We start from the raw sequence: 14,997 nt of genomic DNA, 5'->3' as shown, positions 1-14,997 counted from the left end.
CATCCGCGCCGCACTGCATGGCAAAATTTGCCGTCGTACTGTTTCTGTCACTCATGGCCGCAGGCCAAACTTACGCAGCTTCCATCACCAACACCGACAGCGCCGCTGTTGTGATCGTCCTTACCGAGGGCGGCAACAAGATGCAGCTTGTGCTCGATCCCGGCGCGTCGCAAACGTTCTGCCCGGCGGGCTGCTTCATCACTGCGCCTGATGGCGATCGGATTGGTCTCAGCGGCGGTGAAACGATCGACATCATCAAGGGTTCGGCCGTCGTAAAGTGAATGACGCGACACTCTGACTGCCATTTCTGTTCACGGATTTTCGGCCAAAGGCCTCTTGCGGCTTGCCTATTTGCATGTCGGCCAGGTCCACAAGTACCAATCGATCGCTGGCCTTGGCGATGCTGCGGCCCGACTATGCCAAGGAAGGCACAAGGCTGAGGATCAAGATTCTCGGAACGACGTACAACGCCACCCTTGTCGGCGAGAGCCAGTTCGATCCTGACAATGCGGCTGCGCGCATAGTCTTTTAAGCATGTTTTGAAGAATGCCAAGGCGGCCCTTGTGGTCGCCTTTTTGTTGGTCAGTGGCGATGGCCGATTAATACTTATTCAAACCGGGTGTTGTACCGATTTCAGCCGGGGACAGGAGTTTCATCAAAAGGTTTGGAAATGGCGTTTTTGGGTATTTCGGGAATGCAATATTCCGGAGGCATGTTTGCTGATGCGCGCATTATTCTGGCGGAGGATTCCAACGTATTTACGTCGATGATCGGCAAACGGCTGAAAGAGCTCTTCGATATCGACGTGGAAATCTGCCGGAGTTTCGAAGAGCTGCAACTGTCCTATGACAAATCCACGGACCCGATCACGCTTGCCATTTCCAACATCAATCTGCCGGGCGCCGAAAATGGCGAGGCGCTGGAATACCTGATCGATCTCAGCATCCCGACCATCGTCTTCACCGGCACCTTCCAGGAGGGTATGCGCGACAAGCTGATGGCTAAGGACATCGTCGATTACATTCTCAAGGACAATGTCTTCGCCGTTGATCTGCTTGCAGAATCGATCTGCCGTTTCCTCACCAATCACCGTCACCACGTCCTGATTGTCGATGACAGCCCGACGGCTCGCGCTCTGCTGTCGAGCCGCCTCAAGCGCTACAATTTCCGTGTGAGCACGGCTGATAGCGGCGCCAAGGCGCTCGAGATCCTCAAGACAAACCGCGACATCGGCTTGATGATCACCGATTACAACATGCCCGACATTGATGGGTTCGAGCTCACCCGGCGCATCCGCGCCAGCATTGGTTCGCATGAGTTGCGCATCATCGGCGTATCGTCATCGTCGAACCGGTTGCTGTCCGCACGGTTCCTCAAGGCGGGCGGCAATGACTTCATGCTGCGGCCGTTCATCGACGAAGAGTTCTACTGCCGCGTCAACCAGAACCTTGACACACTGTTGCAGATCCAGTCGATGCGTAAGGAACGGGCCGTTGCCTGACACACGGCCTCCGCCCGGCGATGTTAGGCGGAGGCCCGCTCACCCTTCTGAGATTGAGATTTTTGCAATTTCAAGTGTTGCCAAGTCTCGATATCTTCTCACGCGTGTTTCTGTGAGTTATCTTCACAAAAGTCGAAAAGATGGTCGATTCGAACCGCGGCGACTTTCTGGGGGATAAGGGTGAATGGCTTTCCGGGAGGATCTCCATCGGGATGGATCCGGGCCACGCTTTGGTGGCCAGTGGGTACTTCTGGTTGAGGATTCCCGGATGTTTTCCGCGGTCTTGTGCCATCGGCTTCATGCGGAACTTGGTTTGAACGTCAAACCGTGCTCCTCTCTAAGGATACTGAACGAGACCATCGCCCAGTCGCCGAACGACTATATGATGGCGATCGTCGACCTCAATCTGCCGGATGCGCCTTATGGCGAGGCGCTCGACTGCACCATCGAGGCAGGTGTGCCAACCATCGTCTTCACCGCCACCTTCGATCTTGATACGCGCAACCGCATCATGGAGCGCCGTGTTGTCGACTATGTACTGAAGGACAACGAGTTCGCGCTCGACAACGTGGTCGCCAGCGCCAGACGTGTATTGTCGAACAGGAAGACACGGATCCTCGTGGTCGATGATGTGGCTTCCGCACGCCAGATCCTTGTCGGATTGCTGGAAGCACAGCAATACATGGTTATCGAAGCGGTTTCCGGGCTCGAGGCTTTCGCCGCGCTGGAGGCCTACGACGACATCGAGGTCGTCATCACCGATCACCATATGCCCGATATGAGCGGTTACGAGTTGACCCGGCGGATACGTCGGCACTATGGCTCAGACAGGTTGCGGATCATTGGTGTTTCATCCTCGAGCGACCGCATGCTTTCTGCGAGTTTCTTGAAGGCCGGCGCATCCGATTTTCTCTACAGGCCGTTCGTGGCCGAAGAACTGCAGTGCCGTATCGCTAACAACGTCGAGACCTTGGCGCAGCTGAAGCAACTTCGGGCGGCCGCGGCCTGCGACTATCTCACGGGCCTCTATAACAGACGCTATTTCTACGACCTCGGACCGAAGCTGGTGAATGATTGCCTGCGTCACAAGGCTGCGGCCGCGGTGGCGATTCTCGATATCGATCATTTCAAGCGGCTGAACGACACCTATGGACATGAGATCGGAGACGAGGTGCTGAAGGCGGTCGCGGATCGACTGGCGACAATCTTCGAGGGAAGCGACAACCTTCTTTCACGCCTTGGCGGCGAGGAGTTTGCGATCCTGTTTCCGATGATGGATTCGAGCGCCGCGAGCAAACTGTGTGACGAGATCCGGTCGGATATCTCACGCCTGAAGGTGATGGCGGACGACGAGGAACTTTCCGTCACCGTGTCGATCGGCGTTGCCGAAGTTTCCGACTACGAAACCTTCGACAACTATCTCAATGCCGCCGACCAGTTTCTGTATATGGCCAAGCACAAAGGGCGCAATCAGGTCTATTCCGACGCGCGGATGACGGAGGAGGCGGCTCAATAGCCGCCCCGGCGTCATTTAGGCTGCGATGGCTTGGCGCGCCGTTGCCATCGTCATCTTGCGCTCTGCGCGCTCCTGCTGCGGCGAACGGTGGTAGAGTTCGCGATAACACTTGGAGAAGTGCGAGGCCGAAACGAAGCCGCAGGCGACGGCGACTTCGACGACCGGCATAGAGGACTGTACCAGCAGATGGCGGGCGCGATCTAGCCGTATTTCCAGATAGTAGCGGGCGGGAGAACGCCCCATTTCCTGGCGGAATAACCGTTCGATCTGGCGGCGTGACAGGTCGACGCCATCCGCGATCTCAAGCAGCGATAGCGGCTCCGAGAGATTGCCCTCCATCAATTCGATGATCGAAAGAACCTTGGCATTCTGGACGCCGAGGCGCGCGCGGAGCGGCAGCCGCTGGCGATCGTTCGGGCTGCGGACGCGGTCGGTCAGGTGCTGCTCGCAGACCCGGTTGACAAGTGTTTCGCCGAAGTCCTGGCCGATCAGGTTCAGCATCATGTCGAGCGACGCGGTGCCGCCGGCACAGGTATAAAGGTTGCTGTCGACCTCATAGAGATCGGCATAGACCTCGGCCTGCGGAAAGGCTTCCGAAAAACCCGGCAGGTTTTCCCAGTGGATCGCACAGCGCTTGCCATTCAGCAGGCCCGCCTGCGCGAGGATATGTGCGCCCGTACAGAGGCTGCCGACGGCGACGCCGCGATTGTAGGATTCGCGCAGCCAGGCACTGACGGACTTGTTGTTGAAGTCCTCGACGTCGATGCCGGAACAGACCAGCACCATGTTCGGGCGATGCTCGCCACCGAGGTTGCGGCGCTCGTCAGAAAGCGACGTGTTTGCCTCGACGCCGATGCCGCAGGAAGAATAGACCTTCTGGCCGTCAACCGAGGTCAGTCGCCACGTGTAGGCCTGGTAGCCGAGCATGCGGTTGGCGATGCGCAGCGTATCGATTGCCGCCGAAAACGGCAGCATCGTAAACTGCGGAACCATGAAGAAGACGAGAGAGCGTTGCTTATGCGACATCTTGTTCATGAGACAAATCCGTGCTGGAGGTGCGAATGCACTATTCGTTGCTTGGAATACGTCGTTTCGATATCCTGAAAGCGACATTCTCATGGATAAATGCGGCCGCAAAGAGCAAATTTGCGACATTGCTGAAATTGACGATGATCAAATGACGATTGCCGTCTTCAAAAGTTCACAAAAGCCGGCTTCAGCAAAAATATGTGTATGAAATTCAAGATTTAATTGGGTGGCCCTAAAAACGGAGAAAGCGGCGCTGCTCGAAAGCAAGGCGCCGCTTTCACACGGGGAGGAATGTCGGATTCATTACATAACCTTGCGCTCATCCGCGCCATCCGCCGACGGCCAACCAATGTCCTTCCGCATATCGAAAGACATGGATTCGATCTCGCGAGCAGCCTGCCACTGGTGCCATGCATGAACCAGCTTACGGGCGTAGTCGGCAATATGCAAATGGGCTTCGGTTGAAGGCGTCTTGGTGTGCCTGAAGGTAATCGTCGTCATTTCCGTTTCCTTTCATCGTCGGATGACGCTTGTTTGATGTATGGAATATGGGTGTTCTGCTCCCATCAATCAAACGAATAGAGTTTATGGATACCATCAGCATTTTTGAATGATGGGCACGCCCGCCGCGCACCGTTCCGCTCGCGAGTTGATTGATGAAACCACTGTCGGTTCGTCGAGGGGCTCGGCCGCCTTGCTCACGATTGTGGAGCCGTAGGGCCTGTAAGTGTGGACCGGCGCAGCCCTTGCGGTGAGGCCACGGAGGAACTGGTATGGTCCGTCCCTAGCATTCGGTACGCATCATTATATCTTCAGCTGCCTTCAGATCCTCCGTGTTCTGGCCCTCGTCGAACCCAACAACGATTGGTTGAAGAATTGCCGCGGCTTCCTCTTTTTTCCCGTATTCCGTTTCAAGAGCGGCGAGATCGCAGGAAGCGCGCAATTCCCACCCGCGTGCGCCCATCTTTCGACTTGCGTCGATGGCCGCTCTAATGCATCTGCGCGCCTCCTCCGAAGGAGAAGTCGATCGCAAAAGGTTCCCCTTTATTCGCAAGAGTTCAGGGCTGTAGCAGAAGTCTCCGTTGGCTTCGACCGATTGGAGGGCTTTCTCGACCCGTTCCAACCCTTCGTAGGCTTTGCCCGACAACGCCAGCCCTTTGATAAGCGAGAGTTCCAGCATGGTGGTGAAGACCTCATAGGTCGCCCCATGCAGTCTTTCGACGCAGCTTCGGAGGCTACGGACACCTGCGCTGGGGTCGCCCCGCCGGATGGCGATTTCTCCCTCAAAGCCTCTCGCCACCGATACGTATGGCGACAGGGAGTGCAGCCCCGCACGGGATATGAGCCAATCAATGTGCTGCTGCGCACTCTCTAGGTCGCCGCGCCAAAGAAAAACCGCGATGCCACCGAGCAGCGCGATGCAAAGCGTCAACGAATGGTCCGCTTCAGCCGCTTCCTTGATCGTTTGCCGTGCCCTGAATTCAGCTTGGTCAGGAAGGCCTTGTAGCCAAAGGTTTCTCGCGAGTATTCCGCCTGCCAGCCCGCGACCCTGGAAACCGACATAGCTTCCGGGCGCGCGGCCCGGGAGCGGGTCGCTCGATAGCGCGGCCTCCAGTTCGACCCTGGCGCGGCTAAGTTCGCCGCTGAAGTGCAATGAATTGCCGAGGAAGAAGTGCCCAAGCGAAATCGCGGACGCCTCTCCGGTTGCCTCAGCGACGGAAGAACACCGAAAGGCGCACTGGAGCGCCGATTTGAAATCTCCCGTCCGGAGATGAAACATGTTCAATGGGCCGAGAACCTTTAGCTGATCGACCGCGTCTCCTCGTCCCTCTGCTATCTCGAGGCTCCTGGTGAGGGCGGGGAGCGTGTCACGGCCGCCGTGAAGATACATGCGGGAAATGCCGCGGCCGGCCTGAAGATGCATCTCCTCACGGCTTCCCCGATGGCGATCGTCCATTGCAGAAAGAGCCTGCTCGGACCAGCGCTGGCATTCCGGAAAGAGCGACATCGCCTGAAATACAGGAACCGCCGCAGCGGCCAGGCCGATGCCGACGTCGGCGTTGCCGTTGTTGCCGAACGCCCATTCCAAGGCAGCCCGGACGTTGTTGATTCCAAGGAAATAGGGTAGTCGCTCGGGTCCGCTGGAGAGCGTTGGCCAATCTGGGCCAAACTGCTCAAGCCAACGTCGGTAGTATGAGGCGTGGCTTGCAGCCAGTTCCGCGCGATCATCTTCGGTCTGCCCATGGAGCGCGTAGGCTCGCGTGGTATCGAGCAATCGATAGCGCATCATCGCGCCGAAGGAATTCGCGCTCAGCAGGGACTTGGCAACAAGACTATCGACGGCACCAAAAAGCGCAGGTCGATCAAGGGGAGGTGTCGCGATCACTTCCCAGGCGGCATCAAGCGTGAAATCGCCAACGAAGATCGCCAGTCTCCGAAGAACGGTGCGATCCAGTTCCGGCAGCAGCCCGTAGCTCCAGTCGAGTGTCGCCTGCAGGGTCTTCTGACGAGGCGGCGCGTTGCGTGATCCCACCCATGCGAGGGCAAGATGCTGATCGAGTAGGGCAGCCGTCTGGGAAAGGCCATAGGCCTCGACCCGTCGCGCGGCCAGTTCCAGCGCGAGCGCCATACCGTCGAGCTTACGGCAGATCGCTGCAATGATATGCGCGTCCTCGTCAGTTATGGCCAACGCGGCGCCGCTTGCGGCAGTTCGTTCGACAAACAATTGGGAAGCCGGATAGGAGAGAATGGTTTCGGCTGTAATTTCCGGATCGTCCGGTGCGCAGGCAAGGGTGTCGAGCTTGTAGATGCTTTCGCCTTCGATCCTGAGAGCTTCGCGGCTCGTGACCACGATGCGGACCTGCGGCGCGGCGTCGATTATGCTAGCTGCAAGGTCTGCCACGGTATCGACCACGTGCTCGCAGGTATCGAACACAAGAAGGATCCGCTTGTCACGGAGATAAGCGAGCAGGCTGGGGCGCACGTCATCGGAGCCGACGGGTATTCCAAGCATGGACGCGAGGGCGGGCGAAACAAGTGATGGATCGCTTAGCGTTCCGAAATCGGCAAGTACCGCGGCTCCATCGAACGTCGTCGCCAAATGATTGGCCAATGCAATCGCGACGGTGGTCTTGCCGACGCCTCCACTCCCTACGATGGATACGACGGGAAACCTCGACAGTCTCTCCGAGAGGTCGAGGATATCACCCTCGCGCCCGACCATGCGTTCCAAGCGGTTGGGGAGATTGGCATGCCTGAATTTCGCCGCGCCATCATCAGTCACCAGCACGTGGGCCGAGCCTGTGATGGGCGCGACGAAGCAGTAGCCGCGGCCGGGGATCGTGGTGATATAGCGAGCACCGTCCTGCCCATCGCCAAGGGCTTTGCGCAGCCCGGTCATGTGGAAGCGCAGATTACCCTCTTCAACGATAACGTCCGGCCAAATCCGGGACATCAAATCACTTTTGCTCAAGAGGGTGTTCGGAGCGGATACCAGCGCGATCAAAAGATCCAGGGCGCGGGCGCCAAGCTCGACCGGAACCCCTTCCTTCGCAAGCAGCCGCTGACCGACATTCAAACAAAAGGGGCCGAAGGACAGGTCACCTGCTGCATCGCCACCAGCCCGCGTCATGGCATTCCCCCTGACCACCTCCACCGCCCTCGTTATACTCCAACGCCTTCTTCGGAGCCATGGCGGCTCAACATTCGGTTTGCGCACTTCGAGTACTCAGACGAGATTGTAGAAGGCACGGATGTTGCCGTGTGTTGCCCGGCAGTATGGGCACTCATGCCGAGCCGCCTCAATCAAAAGTGATGCACTCTCGCGATCCAGCCCTGGCAGGTAGATGTCTAGGCGGACGCCGACGACGTATCCCTGGTCGTCCGAGGATAACTCCACATTGGCGTATATCCTGACATCTGCGTGGAGCTTGATCCGCCTAAGGTCGGCGACATGCTTCAGCGAACTTGCGAAACTCGCCGACCAGGCGATCGCGACAAGCTGCTCCGGGTTCGTACCGAGCCGATTGCCGGCAGGATTGGAAAGTCTGATATCGAGAGCACCGTCCGAGCTGCGGGCGAAGCCGTTCTCTCGGCTGCCAATCGTCTCTGTCCTGGCAGTATGCACATGTTGCATGATCGTACCCCGGGGAAGGAGGGAGGCGCGCGCCGTGCACGTGGTCAGCCAGATTTCCGCAAGCTGCGGAACCCGGTCCGCACTTCATCGACAAAGAGCTTGGGCTGTTCCCAGGCCGCGAAATGGCCGCCCTTTGCCACCTTGTTGTAGTGGATGAGGTTGGGGTAGGCGGCCTCGGCCCACTTGCGCGGCGTCTGATAAAGCTCATCCGGGAAGACACTCACCGCGACAGGTACCTTGACGCCCTTGGGCGCAAAGAAGGCGAGCTTGTTTTCCCAGTAGAGACGAGCGGCCGACACACCTGTGTTGGTCAGCCAGAACAGCGTGACGTTGTCGAGTACGTCGTCGGGGCTCAGACCTTCTTTCTGGCCGTCAAAGGAGCGGGCGATCAGTTCAAGGCTCCGGGCATCGTGGTCGAGCATGTATGTCGCAAGGGCGATCGGAGAGTCGGCCAATCCAGTCAGCGTCTGCGGTCGCGTTCCCATCAGGAAGGCGTAGTACACGTGCTTGTAGAAGAAGACGAGCTGGTCGTACGTGCTCCGCTCTTCGTCGGACAAGCCCTCCGGAGCAGGAGCGCCGGCAAAGGATGCGCTGTTGATCTCCACGGGAATTGCTCCGGGCATGTTGGTGTGGATGCCGAGCAGTTCGGGTGGGGCTTGTACGCCGATCATGTCGGTGACCACTGCACCCCAGTCGCCGCCCTGGGCAACGAAGTTCTTGTATCCCAACCGACGCATCAGGGTAGTCCATGCGGCCGCCACGCGCTCCGGTCCCCAGCCGGTGGCGTCGGGCTTTCCGGAAAAGCCATAGCCTGGCATGGACGGGATGACGACGTGGAACGCGTCGGAGGCATCACCTCCATAGGCAGTCGGGTCGGTCAGAGGGCCAATGATCTTCAGCTGCTCGACGATCGAGCCCGGCCAACCGTGCGTCACGACCAGCGGCAGTGCGTTTTCGTGCTTCGAACGAACGTGGATGAAGTGGATATCCAGGCCATCGATCTCCGTGAGGAAGTTCGGCACGGCATTGATCCGGGCTTCGACCTTGCGCCAATCATACTGGGTCTGCCAGTGCCGCAAGACCTGCTTGATGGTCTTCAGCGGCACCCCTTGCGAGAAGTCGCTCACCGTTTCTTTCTCCGGCAAGCGGGTTCGGGCCAGCCGATAACGTAGGTCATCAAGATCAGCTTCTGGAACGTTGACCCGGAACGGGCGGATCGCTTCGGGATCGCTCGCTGCAATAGAGCGGTCGGGGAACAGGTTTGCGATGCCGAGTGCGGCGGCGCCAGTTGCGGCCGCGCCTAAAAGCCGGCGTCGGTTCACGTCGATAACTTCGGTTCTGGTGGTGGTCATGGTCTCTCTCCTCGAGAAATGGCGATTGAGAGTCTGCACCGTTGTGCTGCCCTAAAAGCTACGCCGAGGAGGTCCGACGCTCACGTTAGGCGTTGTTAATCCTTGTTTGTTGGAGCGCCGCATCAATCAACGTCTAACAACGCCTAACGTGCGATTTCGGTCGTGCGGCAGTACCTCTGTTGGCAGCACAACGGTGCAGACACTCAACCAACACAGAGGAGTTTCGCCATGACACACAAGGTTCTTTTCACCGGTAAGACCCACAACACAAACGGTCGCGATGGCGGCGCACGCAGCAGCGATGGCCATCTGGACATCAAGATGAAGCAGCCACATCCGGCAGCCGAAAACCTGTTCGGTGCCGCCTGGTCCGCCTGCTACATGGGCGCTATCGAGTATGCGGCGTCGCTGAAGCACATCAAGCTTCCGGCCGGAGTCGCGGTTGACGCCGAGATTGACCTGAATCTGGAGGAAGGTTCGTACTTCCTTAGTGCTCGCCTCAACGTAAGCGTTCCTGGCATCGACCCCGCAGTGGCAACCGAGCTGCTGGATGACGCCCACAACATCTGCCCGTACTCGAAGGCAACACACGGCAATGTCGATGTCGTGACGACCCTTATGTGAACGGAAACCCGCCTGGTCTGCCGCTTTGGTGGGCCAGGTGGGCAAACCTTTGATGTAGGAGGATTCAATGGACAAGGCATTCCGACGACCCGAAGCCAGCCGTGATTTCGCCGAACTGCTGGACACGACAAGCTACACGCCCTTACCCGATGACTGGCTGATCGGAATCACCGACGTCGTCGATTCAACCTCGGCTATTGCCCGAGGGCACTATAAGGATGTGAATTTCGCCGGTGCGTCGGCGATTGCGGCGTTGGGCAATGCTTTCGGCAACTTCGACTTTCCATTCGTGTTTCGCGGCGACGGTGCAGCATTTGCCTTCGACCCTGGTGCAAGAGGCACCGCGATCGGCGTCCTGCGCCGCGTCGCGGGCTATGCGCGCGATCAACTGCGGCTCGACCTCAGAATCGGCTTGGTGGAAGTCAAGGACATACGAGCGGCTGGAAGTGACGTGAAGGTCGCGCAATTCGCCGCATCGGAAACAGCCACATATACCATGTTTGCGGGCGGCGGGCTGAACTGGGCTGACAGGGAAATCAAGGCTGGAAATCACGCGCTCCTGCCATGCGAGGACTACACACCCCCCGATCTGAAAGGATTGACTTGCGAGTGGGCACCCATCCCAAGTCAGCGTGGAGATATCGTCTCCCTTCTTGTTGAGCCGCAGGATCATACGCGGCAGGAAGCCTTCACCGTGCTGGCAAGGCAATTGCTCACTGCGCTCGGTGCGAGGGACGGCTCATCGCGCCCCGTTCCCAACGATGTCGTGATCACGGACGACGTCGCTGACTATCTTGGCGGAAAGGGATGGGAAGACGTCGTTCTGAACTCGGACTACAGGAGGTACGACGATGTCCTTCGCCTGACCCTGGACTGTACGCCAGAGCAGATTGAGGACATTGAAGCGCTCCTGGCCTCGGCGAAAGATCGCGGTGAGGTCTATTTCGGAGTGCATCGTCAGTCTCACGCGCTGATGACCTGCCTCGTGCCGACCGGTGCTCCGGGCGCCCATTTGCACTTCCTGGACGGGATGAGCGGTGGGTACACGGCCGCTGCCGCATTGCTCGAGGCACAAAAGCATACTCATCAACCGCGCTGAAGTGAGCGTCAAAAATCGGCTTTAGACGCCGAAAATCCAAAGATTTATGACCACCAACGTTTCTCGAACATTAGAGATATTTATGACCCTTGACCGTTTCGCGCCAGCCATTTTTGTATTCCTTTGGTCGACTGGCTGGATCATCGCCAAGTACGCGGCGCTTCACTCCGAGCCCTTCACATTTCTCACGATCCGCTATGCGCTGTCGGCGGTCGCCTTCTTCACCATCTGCCTCGCCATCAGGACCAAATGGCCCAGTGGCGCATTGGCGTGGCGGGCAGTCTATTCCGGCGTTTTCCTACACGGCTGCTATCTCGGGGGCGTCTGGTGGGCGGTGGCGCACGGCGTTCCTGCCGGCATCTCTGGCATCATTGCCGCAATGCAGCCGCTCCTGACGGCCATGGCAGCCAGCTTCCTCATCGGCGAACTGTTACGGTCGTCACAAACGGCGGGTCTGGCGCTCGGCTTCATTGGTATCGCTGTGGCCATCTCGCCAAAGCTCATGCAACCCGGCGTGTCCGATCTCCTTCATGCTGGCATTCCGCTCGCCGTCAACCTGGCTGCGATGTTCTCTGTCACCTACGGGACAATCTACCAGAAGAAGCACCTTCAAAATGGTGACCTGACCGCCATCGCGACGTTGCAATATCTGGGGGCATTGGCCCTTACCGTTCCCTTTGCGCTCACCTTCGAGACGTTTCGGTTCGACGGTGCCGTAGAGACCTATCTTGCTCTTGCCTGGTCGGTGTTCGGAATATCGGTGGGCGGCATTGCCTTGCTTCTCTATTTGATCCGCCGGGGCCAGGTTTCGCGCGCTGCGTCCCTGATCTACCTCTGCCCGCCTACGGTGGCGGTCCAGGCCTTCATCGCATTTGGAGAACCTCTTACCCCTCCACTGATCGTTGGCACGGCAATAGTGGTTGCCGGGGTCTACCTTACCAATCGGAAGGCACCTCGCGCCGTGAAGGCATGACCTGTTCTGCGCGCAGCGGCTATGGGCCACTACGCGCAGAGAATTTTCAGCTAGCTTTCCGCAGGCTTCGCAATCCTGTCCGAACCTCGTCCGTGAAGAGCTTCGGCTGTCCCCAAGCCGCTAAATGTCCGCCCGAAGGCGTAGTAGACATGCTTATAGAAGAGCGCGAGCTGTTCGTAGGTTGCCTTCTCCTTGCCAGATAGATCGGTCAATTGCTCGTCCGAGCTTTGAATCGGAAAGGTCTGATGGCCCCGCTGTCCGCGGCGGACACGGCACTTTTTCGAATGCCGACGAAAGGCCACTAGCCATCCGCAACTCCAGGATCGTTGTATTGACGAAACTCGCCGCCTAGAATCCCGGCCCATGTTTCAGGGGTATGGGGCGTGATCACGGAATTCGCAGGTCATGTCAGGGAGAGAAACCGGAGCATCATGGTCGAGCGCGAAGTTGAACGCCCTGGTTCGCCGGACGGCGGAAGCTTCTGGCGGCACCACCGGGCTCGGCCGTAACCGGGATCGCGATGAACTTCGGGTTTTTCGAGCTCGGCCGATTTGCTGTGTACTATCGGCAGCAGTTGGGGAAGCCCCCTCGACTGCGTTCGCGCGAGTGAGGGGTATCGGTTCTCTCAGGAGAAAGTGTCCTCAGGTGACGGTCGACCCGCCCGCGTAAAGTAGGTGTGTCGCCCAAAAACGCCCCAGAGCTGTCGGGACATATGCGCTCTTGCAGCTCATCCAACCAAGGAGACTCCACATGAGTAATACCGAGGTTCGTAGCGAGACTTCACAGCCTACCGTGGTGCGCGGCGTCGACATGAAGCTGGAAGTGGTCGTAATCCCCGTTGCCGACGTCGATCGAGCCAAGAGCTTTTACGCCGGCCTTGGCTGGCGGCTAGACGGCGACTTCGTCGCAGGTAACGACTGGCGCGTGATCCAGTTCACGCCGCCCGGTTCGGGATGTTCGGTCATCTTCGGCAAGAATGTTACATCGGCTGCGGCCGGCTCCGCGCGGGGCCTATACCTGATAGTCTCCGACATCACCGCGGCGCGCGAGGAACTGGTGGCACGCGGTGTGCGGGTCAGCGAAGTGTTTCATGCAGGACAAGAGCAAACGGGCAGCGACGAGCCGTACCTTTTCGGGAGCCGGAGAGTACGCGGCCGTGATCCGGAGCGCCGCACCTACCGGACCTACGCTTCGTTCAGTGATCCTGACGGAAACGGTTGGTTGTTACAGGAGGTCACCAATCGCTTGCCGGGACGCATAGACAAGGGCGGGGCGACCTTCGTCTCCTCTGGCGAACTCGAGGCCGCGCTGCGACGGGCATCGGAGGCGCATGGCGAACACGAGAAACTGACCGGGCAACACGACGAAGGCTGGCCAAGCTGGTATGCGGAATACATGGTGCGGGAACAAACAGGGGAGCCTTTGCCGACCTAAGCTCGGTCGATCTTTCTCTGTCCTGACGGTCTGATGTTCGGCTGTTCCGGCTTTGCGCGGAGGCCTTGTCGCGAATCGGCCTCCGCGCCATGTTTGTGCAATGGAACAGCCGGATAGATATTTCTCAAAGCTGACGCCTTATGCGTACAGGGTTTTCCAAGGCGACTTGGTGGAGCAGGTTGGGGCGCTTTGCTACCGGAAATCTCTCCGCGGTATCGAGATCCTTCTCATCACAACCCGTGAAACAAAGCGATGGACCATCCCCAAGGGATGGCCAGTTGACGGCACAAAGCCGTACCAAGCTGCGGAGCGGGAGGCGTGGCAAGAGGCTGGCGTCAGGGGAAAGATCAGAAAAAAGACGTTTGGTCATTACAGGTATTCGAAGTATCTGAAGGGCGACGAGCCTGTCACTTCGGTCGTCGGCGTTTATCTGCTCGAGGTCAGGCGGGAGCGCTTGCAGTTTCCGGAGTGAGGCCAGCGAGAGCTGATTTGGCGGCATCCGAGAGAAGCGGCGATCCTGGTGAAAGAACCAGAACTCAAACATTTGATCTCCAAGTTGGGGCGAAAGTGGAAAGCCAGACTCGCTAGCACCTGATCAGCCGTCCTTGCCGGCCAGCGGTTCCGACCAAAGTGGCAGGACGCGCATGGCGAGCGAGAAACGCCCGATTTTGGTGTGACTTCGATGGCCTGGGCTGCGAAGTTAGGCTACATTTCCGACGCACCCTTGAACTTTGCCCTCCAATTCGGAATCGCCGGAACAGTCCTTCGGGGTCCTTCGTGGTGCATCAGCACGTTGCCTTGGCCAAAGGCAACGCTCAATTGCTCGCGCTCGGGCGAGCAATGAGCGAAGGAGGAGCGGAAAAATGTCTTTACGCAGGATTTCCACGATCGTCGCAGTATGTGTCGCCGCACAATTCGCGCATCCGCTTGTTGCCTCGGGTGGCGAACTTGAAGAAGTCGTCACCGTTTTCGAACACGAATTGCCCAATAGCCCTGGCAAAAAGCTCGTCGCTCTGGTCGTCAATTACGGACCCGGCGGCAAATCCGACGCGCATACTCATGCCAAGTCGGCGTTCATCTATGCACGCGTCCTGTCTGGCTCTATCCGCAGCAAGGTCAATGACGAAGACGAGAAGGTCTATAAGGTGGGGGAGCAGTTCTTCGAGCTACCTGGATCGAAGCACAAGGTAAGTGAGAACGCGAGCACGACTGAGCCTGCCTCGCTTCTCGCCGTTTTCATTGTTGAAGCAGGAGACGAGCCGCTGACGTCCGCCGAGAAGTGAGGTCCGGATCGCAGTAGGAAGTCGACGCTTTACGCATAGCGACCCGCAACC

General features: G+C 58.5%; 16 protein-coding genes. 10 read left to right on the top strand and 6 right to left on the bottom strand.

Annotated features, from left to right (window positions below; genetic code table 11):
• Positions 1–17: 17 nt before the first annotated feature.
• The 4 genes from FHT97_RS14010 to FHT97_RS13995 all read left to right on the top strand — a co-directional run bounded on the left by FHT97_RS14010 (position 18) and on the right by FHT97_RS13995 (position 3,017).
• Entirely contained in the window at positions 18–281 is a 264-nt protein-coding gene (locus tag FHT97_RS14010) for a hypothetical protein (protein ID WP_183756246.1), read from the top strand.
• A 62-nt stretch (positions 282–343) separates the two neighbouring features.
• Positions 344–532 carry a glycine cleavage T C-terminal barrel domain-containing protein gene (locus FHT97_RS14005; RefSeq protein WP_259128021.1) on the top strand — a complete coding sequence of 63 codons (189 nt, stop codon included), beginning with the start codon at positions 344–346 and terminating at the stop codon, positions 530–532.
• A 138-nt stretch (positions 533–670) separates the two neighbouring features.
• Positions 671–1,501 carry a response regulator gene (locus FHT97_RS14000; RefSeq protein WP_183756247.1) on the top strand — a complete coding sequence of 277 codons (831 nt, stop codon included), beginning with the start codon at positions 671–673 and terminating at the stop codon, positions 1,499–1,501.
• Between the two features lie 184 nt (positions 1,502–1,685).
• Positions 1,686–3,017: a diguanylate cyclase gene (locus FHT97_RS13995; RefSeq protein WP_183862942.1), complete on the top strand. Its 1,332-nt coding sequence runs from the start codon at positions 1,686–1,688 to the stop codon at positions 3,015–3,017.
• 15 nt (positions 3,018–3,032) lie between these two features.
• Here the strand turns inward: FHT97_RS13995 and FHT97_RS13990 are convergent, their stop codons facing one another.
• From FHT97_RS13990 to FHT97_RS13970, 5 genes are all read right to left on the bottom strand, one after another.
• The gene (locus FHT97_RS13990; protein ID WP_183862940.1) at positions 3,033–4,052 is read right to left on the bottom strand and encodes a GlxA family transcriptional regulator; all 1,020 of its coding nucleotides are present in this window, start codon (positions 4,050–4,052) and stop codon (positions 3,033–3,035) included.
• A 297-nt stretch (positions 4,053–4,349) separates the two neighbouring features.
• A complete protein-coding gene (locus FHT97_RS13985) occupies positions 4,350–4,547 on the bottom strand; it encodes a hypothetical protein (protein ID WP_183756250.1) in 198 nt (65 codons plus the stop codon).
• A 283-nt stretch (positions 4,548–4,830) separates the two neighbouring features.
• Positions 4,831–7,677 carry a winged helix-turn-helix domain-containing protein gene (locus tag FHT97_RS13980; RefSeq protein WP_183862938.1) on the bottom strand — a complete coding sequence of 949 codons (2,847 nt, stop codon included), beginning with the start codon at positions 7,675–7,677 and terminating at the stop codon, positions 4,831–4,833.
• A 96-nt stretch (positions 7,678–7,773) separates the two neighbouring features.
• Positions 7,774–8,181, bottom strand: coding sequence for an Ohr family peroxiredoxin (locus FHT97_RS13975; RefSeq protein WP_183862936.1), 408 nt, complete (start codon positions 8,179–8,181; stop codon positions 7,774–7,776).
• Positions 8,182–8,225: 44 nt separating this feature from the next.
• Positions 8,226–9,533, bottom strand: a complete 1,308-nt coding sequence (locus FHT97_RS13970; protein ID WP_183862934.1) for an epoxide hydrolase family protein — start codon at positions 9,531–9,533, stop codon at positions 8,226–8,228.
• A 228-nt stretch (positions 9,534–9,761) separates the two neighbouring features.
• On the opposite strand from FHT97_RS13970, the gene FHT97_RS13965 reads away from it, so the two are divergent.
• From FHT97_RS13965 to FHT97_RS13955, 3 genes are all read left to right on the top strand, one after another.
• Positions 9,762–10,157: an Ohr family peroxiredoxin gene (locus tag FHT97_RS13965; protein ID WP_183862932.1), complete on the top strand. Its 396-nt coding sequence runs from the start codon at positions 9,762–9,764 to the stop codon at positions 10,155–10,157.
• A gap of 67 nt (positions 10,158–10,224) precedes the next feature.
• Complete coding sequence (locus FHT97_RS13960; RefSeq protein ID WP_183862930.1) at positions 10,225–11,256, top strand: DUF3095 family protein; 1,032 nt, start codon at positions 10,225–10,227, stop codon at positions 11,254–11,256.
• A gap of 82 nt (positions 11,257–11,338) precedes the next feature.
• Positions 11,339–12,229 (top strand): DMT family transporter, encoded by an 891-nt coding sequence (locus FHT97_RS13955; protein ID WP_183862928.1) that lies wholly within the window; start codon positions 11,339–11,341, stop codon positions 12,227–12,229.
• A gap of 50 nt (positions 12,230–12,279) precedes the next feature.
• Here the strand turns inward: FHT97_RS13955 and FHT97_RS13950 are convergent, their stop codons facing one another.
• Positions 12,280–12,441 (bottom strand): hypothetical protein, encoded by a 162-nt coding sequence (locus FHT97_RS13950; RefSeq protein ID WP_183862926.1) that lies wholly within the window; start codon positions 12,439–12,441, stop codon positions 12,280–12,282.
• Between the two features lie 538 nt (positions 12,442–12,979).
• On the opposite strand from FHT97_RS13950, the gene FHT97_RS13945 reads away from it, so the two are divergent.
• The 3 genes from FHT97_RS13945 (at position 12,980) to FHT97_RS13935 (ending at position 14,946) form a co-directional block, all read left to right on the top strand.
• Positions 12,980–13,663, top strand: coding sequence for a VOC family protein (locus FHT97_RS13945; RefSeq protein ID WP_183862924.1), 684 nt, complete (start codon positions 12,980–12,982; stop codon positions 13,661–13,663).
• Positions 13,664–13,763: 100 nt separating this feature from the next.
• Complete coding sequence (locus tag FHT97_RS13940) at positions 13,764–14,135, top strand: NUDIX hydrolase (protein ID WP_246712625.1); 372 nt, start codon at positions 13,764–13,766, stop codon at positions 14,133–14,135.
• Positions 14,136–14,526: 391 nt separating this feature from the next.
• Positions 14,527–14,946 (top strand): cupin domain-containing protein, encoded by a 420-nt coding sequence (locus tag FHT97_RS13935; RefSeq protein ID WP_183756260.1) that lies wholly within the window; start codon positions 14,527–14,529, stop codon positions 14,944–14,946.
• The last annotated feature ends 51 nt before the right edge of the window (positions 14,947–14,997 follow it).

Origin of the sequence: Rhizobium sp. BK399 (assembly GCF_014194695.1) — a bacterium.
GTDB lineage: Bacteria > Pseudomonadota > Alphaproteobacteria > Rhizobiales > Rhizobiaceae > Rhizobium.
Note: the sequence above shows the minus strand (reverse complement) of the source record. Positions and strands in the feature narration are given on the sequence as shown.